Genomic DNA, 5,798 nt, shown 5'->3' with positions numbered 1-5,798 from the left:
ACGCGCTCTATGGCGAGCGGATCGAAATCGACCTGAACAACATCATGTACGACTATGCGGACAACTTCGTGGAGGTCAACCGCGGCATCGAATTCGACGATTTCCGGTTCGAGCTGATCCGCGAAGTGGCCATCGAGCCCTCGTTCGACGAGGCGACCTACGGCTCGGCGAAACCTGCCGAGCTGGCCGAACTGATCGTAAAAGACCTCAAGGATGCCTATGCACGCCGCGCGAAATCCGTGGCCGACACGGTACGCCCCGTGATGGAGCGCATCTACGAGGATCGGAAAGACCAGTTGGATTCGAACATCTATTTCCCGATCACCGACGGCCACCTGGGTTACAACGTCCCGGTAAACCTGCTGAAATGCAAGAATTCGGACGGGGCGGAGATCTTCAGGGTATTCTCGAAGGTGGTGATGTTCACCTCGATCGACGATGCATGGCGCGAGCACCTGCGTGAGATGGACGACCTGCGCCAGAGCGTGCAGAATGCCACCTACGAGCAGAAAGACCCGCTGCTGATCTACAAGTTCGAATCGTTCGGGCTGTTCTCGAAGATGATCGTCAAGGTCAACCGCGACGTGCTGGCCATCCTCAACAAAGCCTACATCCCGGTGCGCGACCAGAACGCCGAGGCCGTACAGCGGGAGCGTCAGGAGCGTGCCAAGGTCGACGTCAACAAGTTGCAGGCCTCGCGCATGCAGGCTGCGGCTCAGGCCGGGCAGCAGGACAAACAGAAACCGATGCCCCTGCATGTCGAGAAGAAGGTCGGCCGCAACGACCCGTGCCCCTGCGGAAGCGGCAAGAAATACAAGCAGTGCCACGGAAAAGGAATTTAACCAAATTTAACCTCCTGCAAACAAGTTCTTCCGCACGGTGAAAACCCTGGTAAAATACAGCATAACGGCCGCGGCATTCTGCCTTGCCTGCGGGGCGGGCCGCGCAGCTGCGCAGCAACAAGGCAAAGCCCCGAAGCAATACGACGTGGCGGCCTATGTCTACCCCGCCTATGCATCGGACGACCCGCGCCTGCGGCCTTTCTGGCCGATGGGGATCGGGGAATGGGAAACCGTTATGACCATGCAGCAACGCAATCCGGGGCACTACTGGGATCGCAAACCGCTGTGGGGCTATGTCAACGAAGCCGACCCGGCGGTGATGTCGATGGAGATCGAGCAGGCGACCCGTCACGGCGTGAACGTCTTTATTTTCGACTGGTACTGGTACGACGGACGGCCTTTCATGGAGACCACGCTCGACAACGGGTTCCTGAAGGCCGGCAACGTGGACAAAATGCGGTTTTACCTCATGTGGGCCAACCACGACGTACTCAACCATTGGGATACGCGCCTGGCGCGCGTACACGAGCAGAATGTGATCTGGACGGGAAAGGTCGACCGCGAGGAGTTCGAAAAGATATGCCGGCGAAACATCGAAAAGTATTTCAAGCACCCGCAATACTACAAGATCGACGGCAAGCCGGTCTTCATGGTTTACGACCTGCCGCAACTGATCGCGGGACTGGGCGGCGTGGAGCAGACGGCCGATGCCCTGAAATGGTTCAAGAAGGAGGTGAAGAAAGCCGGGTTCCCGGGGCTGGAACTCCAGTTTGCCATGTGGTCGATCAACCTCAATTACAGCGGGTTCGATGGCAGCAAGACGGAAAACCCGGCAAACGATTTTATCCGGACGCTGGGATTCACCGGCGCCACGCACTACCAGTTCGCGCATTTCGCCAATGTCGACCAGGACTACCTGACCATCCTGGAGCAGGTGCGCGACGAATGGGCGAGGATCGACGCCACGTACGATTTCACCTACTACCCGCATATCAGCGTCGGCTGGGACAACAGTCCCCGCACGGGGCACAGCGCCGTGGTGAAGAACAACACGCCGGAAAATTTCGCCAGGGGGCTCCGCATGGCGCGTGAGTACATCGACGCACATCCCGACCGGGCACCGTTGATTACGGTCAACAGCTGGAACGAATGGACGGAGACCAGCTACCTGATGCCTTGCAATGTATTCGGGTACGGGTATCTCGAAGCCGTCAAAAAGGTATTCATCGACAAGCAATAAGCCTCCCGCACGGAGGAGGACAACGGATTATGGGTTACAACGAGGAAAAACAACGCCAGCTGGACATGCGTTACCTGCGCATGGCCCGCATCTGGGCTGAAAATTCGTACTGCGTACGACGCAAGGTCGGGGCGCTGATCGTCAAGGACAAGATGATCATTTCCGACGGTTACAACGGCACGCCCTCGGGCTTCGAGAATGTCTGCGAGGACGAGAACGGCAAGACCAAACCCTACGTACTCCATGCCGAAGCGAACGCCATCACGAAGGTCGCCAAAAGCGCCAACAACTGCGACGGCTCGACGCTCTACATCACCGCGGCGCCCTGCATCGAATGTTCGAAGCTCATCATCCAGGCCGGTATCAAGCGGGTGGTTTACTGCGAGGAGTACCGCTCGGAAGAGGGGCTCGACCTGCTGCGCAAGGTCGGCATCGAATGCGTACAGCGCGAAATCGACGATCACTGACATCCGGCCTGTGAAACGGATACCCCTGTTGCTCACCACCCTGCCCTGCATATCCGGCGGGCTCATCTCCTCGCGGGGTCAGGAGCCTTCCGCACAGCACCCTGCAAGCATTGAGGCGCTCAACTACATGGTCGGCCGGGGCTGGTAATTCGTACAGGCCTACGTTTCGGTGAATGAGCACCAAACCACGCATTTCCTGCTGTGACGTGCCTCCTCGTGCCTGTCTGACACGGAAAAACGGCTGTTGCTTGCTGAACCCCGCACGCATAAGGAGGCGCCCGAAAAGAGAAAAAAGGGAAAACGATAGGAAAAAGAGCCGTGAACCGACTCTTTTTTACTTTCTCCTTTCCCGGATGCGTATCGGTAAGTTATTTGCATTTCCCGAATAAAGCCCTTATCTTTAAAAGGTGAATCATCAAAAACCGACCGGTATGAAACGTATCGTCATCATAGGCGCCACATCGGGCATAGGGCTCGAAGTGGCGACGCTGTGCATCCGCGAAGGATGGCGCGTAGGCGCAGCAGGAAGGCGTGAAGAAGCGCTCGAGGCGCTCCGCGCCACAGCCCCCGAACAGGTTGAGACCGAACCGCTGGACATCACGCGCGACGACGCACCCGGACAACTCGCCCGCCTGATCGACAAGCTGGGCGGCATGGACATCTACCTGCATTGCTCGGGCATCGGCAAGCGGAACACCGACCTGCTGCCGGAGATCGAGCTCGACACCCTGCGCACCAACGGCGAAGGGTTCGTGCGCATGGTTACGGCGGCTTTCGGCTATTTCCGGGCCAACGGAGGCGGGCACCTGGCCGTCATCAGTTCGATCGCAGGCACGAAGGGGCTCGGCAGCGCCCCGGCCTACTCGGCTACCAAGCGCATGCAGAACACCTATATCGACGCGCTGGCGCAGCTCGCGCACATGGAGAAACTCGGCATCCGCTTTACGGACATCCGCCCGGGTTTCGTCGCCACCCCGTTGCTTGCGGGCGACGGGCACTACCCGATGCTGATGAAGACCGAAAAGGTCGCAGCACGCATCATGCGGGTATTGAAACGCCGGCGCCGCAGGGTGGTCATCGACCGCCGCTACGCGGTCATGGTATTTTTCTGGAAACTGATCCCCGAATGGCTGTGGGAGCGGCTCAACATCCGCAAAAACGAGTGACCGCAAACAGCCCCAGGCCGTGCAGACAGCAACGGGTCAAACGGCAACAGGTCGCTAATGGCAATAGGCCGTGTTAACGGCGAACGGTTGTGCAAATCAAACAGCCTGCCGCCCATCGCATCATTTCCGCCACAGACCGCCACACCGTGAAAAACCTATCGCTCCGGACGCCATCGCCGCACCGGCCGGTCTCATTGACCCGGGCCGTGGCGACAAGTACGAGACAGATTACCCGACCAAACCGGGAACCTTCCGACGCACCCGCGTGATACGGGCGGGAGGAAGCACGGTTCGACACATAATCGAATGACACGAAAGAGGTTGTCTAACAAGTCTAATTTTAACGATTTCACCCCTGTCAGAATAAACTCTGGCAGGGGTGATTTTCGATTTTCGGGACTGGTTAGACAGCCCATTCTTTCCGAAACCCTCAGAACGGCAAGTCGTCGGGATCGTCCGCCGGAACGGCCGGCGCGGCGGGTTGCTGCGCCGCCGGCTGCTGGGATCCCCCCTGGGCAGGTTGTCCGTAAGCCGGGGCTTGCTGTTGCGAACCATACCCGGAAGGGGCTCCGTCCGAGGCCGGGTTGTCGCTGCGGCGTCCCAGCAGGTTCATCACATCGGCCAGTATCTCGGTCGTATAACGCTTGTTATTATCCTTGTCCATCCACTCGCGGGTGCGCAGGCGCCCCTCGACATAGATCTGGGTTCCCTTGCGGACATATTTGTCGACCACGTCGGCAAGGCCGCGCCACAGCGTGACCGTGTGCCACTCGGTATGCTCCTTGGCCTCGTTGGCCTGACGGTCGAACAAGCGTTCGGTCGTGGCCAGGCGGATGCGGGCGACCTTCACGCCGCTCTCGGTGGTGCGGACTTCGGGGTCTATACCCACGTTGCCCACCAGAATCACTTTGTTTACCATATCTTACAGCTGTTTTATCATACGTTTGAAGAGCACTTCCATCTTGATGCCGGCCTTCTTACCCTGCCGCTGCACATCCTCGTGGTCACCCACCTCGTCCGAAAGGCCGCAGTTGGTGATGACCGAGACGCCGAAGACCGGGATCGACATGTGGCGCGCCACGATCACCTCGGGCACGGTCGACATACCGGCCGCATCGCCGCCGATATTCTTGAAATAACGGTACTCGGCCTGCGTTTCGAACGTCGGGCCCGTGCCGCCGACATAAACGCCGTACTGGAGTTTGATGTTCTCCTCCTCGGCGATGGCCGTGGCCTTGGCGATCAGCGCCTTGTCGTAACAGTTGTGCATGTCCGGGAAGCGGGGCCCCAGCTCGGCGATGTTACGGCCGATCAGCGGGTTGGGCATCAGGTTGATATGGTCGGTGATGACCATCAGGTCGCCCACGCGGAACGAGGTATTGATCCCGCCCGAAGCGTTCGACACGAAGAGGTATTTGATGCCCAGCTGCTGCATGACGCGCACCGGGAAAGTCACCTGCTGCATCGTGTAGCCCTCGTAGTAGTGGAAGCGCCCCTGCATGGCTACTACCTTGCGCCCCTCGACCGTGCCGAAGATCATACGCCCCTTGTGCCCCTCGACGGTCGAAACGGGGAAACCCGGGATATCTTTGTATTCGATGGCGAATGCAGTGTCGATCTTATCGGCGAAACCGCCCAGGCCGGTGCCGAGGATGATGCCCACCTCCGGGGCGAAAGAACTCGTGGCGGCGTCGATAAAAGCCGCTGTTTTTTTAATTTCCTCTAACATCTTCTTCCAGTTTTTGCAGAAAATCCGTCGCCGAATCCTCTATGAATGAAATATTTATCGGTAAATAGTATATCCTGCGCTGTATCTCTTCGGGGATCTTCGCGCGGTTGGTCAGTTTTACGGCATCCTTTTCCGTGGTCACGATGACCGCCCCGGGGAACTTGTCCAGCAATTCGCGCAGGCGGTTCAGGTCGCGTACCTTGTAGACATGATGGTCGTCGAGCGTCATCTCGGCCACCACCCCGTAGCTCCCGCGCAACGCCGCGAGGAACGGCTTGGGACTCCCGATGCCCGAAAGCGCGATCACCTGCTGCCCCTGCAGGAGCGGTTCGCCGGGCGCGGCATCCGGGAAGA

Annotated in this window: 8 protein-coding genes; 5 read left to right on the top strand and 3 right to left on the bottom strand. The window is 58.9% G+C overall.

Annotated elements, in window-relative coordinates:
* The 5 genes from QVP03_RS04065 to QVP03_RS04045 all read left to right on the top strand — a co-directional run.
* On the top strand, positions 1-842 hold an 842-nt coding region (locus QVP03_RS04065), incomplete at its 5' end, for an SEC-C metal-binding domain-containing protein (protein WP_288210634.1).
* Positions 843-879: 37 nt separating this feature from the next.
* The gene (locus tag QVP03_RS04060) at positions 880-2,082 is read left to right on the top strand and encodes a glycosyltransferase WbsX family protein (protein ID WP_022332312.1); all 1,203 of its coding nucleotides are present in this window, start codon (positions 880-882) and stop codon (positions 2,080-2,082) included.
* A gap of 29 nt (positions 2,083-2,111) precedes the next feature.
* Entirely contained in the window at positions 2,112-2,549 is a 438-nt protein-coding gene (locus QVP03_RS04055; RefSeq protein ID WP_256166266.1) for a deoxycytidylate deaminase, read from the top strand.
* A gap of 10 nt (positions 2,550-2,559) precedes the next feature.
* Entirely contained in the window at positions 2,560-2,697 is a 138-nt protein-coding gene (locus QVP03_RS04050) for a hypothetical protein (protein ID WP_237957572.1), read from the top strand.
* Positions 2,698-2,980: 283 nt separating this feature from the next.
* Positions 2,981-3,715, top strand: coding sequence for an SDR family NAD(P)-dependent oxidoreductase (locus QVP03_RS04045; protein WP_022332310.1), 735 nt, complete (start codon positions 2,981-2,983; stop codon positions 3,713-3,715).
* Between the two features lie 430 nt (positions 3,716-4,145).
* Here QVP03_RS04045 and QVP03_RS04040 read toward each other — a convergent pair whose 3' ends face one another.
* The 3 genes from QVP03_RS04040 to QVP03_RS04030 all read right to left on the bottom strand — a co-directional run.
* Entirely contained in the window at positions 4,146-4,634 is a 489-nt protein-coding gene (locus QVP03_RS04040; RefSeq protein WP_018695242.1) for a single-stranded DNA-binding protein, read from the bottom strand.
* Between the two features lie 3 nt (positions 4,635-4,637).
* Complete coding sequence (locus QVP03_RS04035; RefSeq protein ID WP_022332309.1) at positions 4,638-5,444, bottom strand: purine-nucleoside phosphorylase; 807 nt, start codon at positions 5,442-5,444, stop codon at positions 4,638-4,640.
* Positions 5,428-5,798 (bottom strand): tetraacyldisaccharide 4'-kinase (locus tag QVP03_RS04030; protein ID WP_288210633.1); only part of this gene is annotated, 371 nt, incomplete at its 5' end. The genes QVP03_RS04035 and QVP03_RS04030, both read right to left, overlap by 17 nt.

The sequence above is a fragment of the Alistipes sp. CAG:29 genome (assembly GCF_000435435.1).
GTDB lineage: Bacteria > Bacteroidota > Bacteroidia > Bacteroidales > Rikenellaceae > Alistipes > Alistipes onderdonkii.
The sequence above is the reverse complement of the archived record's forward strand: the minus strand, read 5'-3'. Positions and strand labels throughout refer to the sequence as shown.

What these genes read in the sequence shown, in the direction of transcription:
- QVP03_RS04055 (WP_256166266.1), top strand. Translation starts at nt 2,112, where the DNA reads ATGGGTTACAACGAGGAAAAACAACGCCAGCTGGACATGCGTTACCTG.
- QVP03_RS04045 (WP_022332310.1), top strand. Translation starts at nt 2,981, where the DNA reads ATGAAACGTATCGTCATCATAGGCGCCACATCGGGCATAGGGCTCGAA.
- QVP03_RS04040 (WP_018695242.1), bottom strand. Translation starts at nt 4,634, where the DNA reads ATGGTAAACAAAGTGATTCTGGTGGGCAACGTGGGTATAGACCCCGAA.
- QVP03_RS04035 (WP_022332309.1), bottom strand. Translation starts at nt 5,444, where the DNA reads ATGTTAGAGGAAATTAAAAAAACAGCGGCTTTTATCGACGCCGCCACG.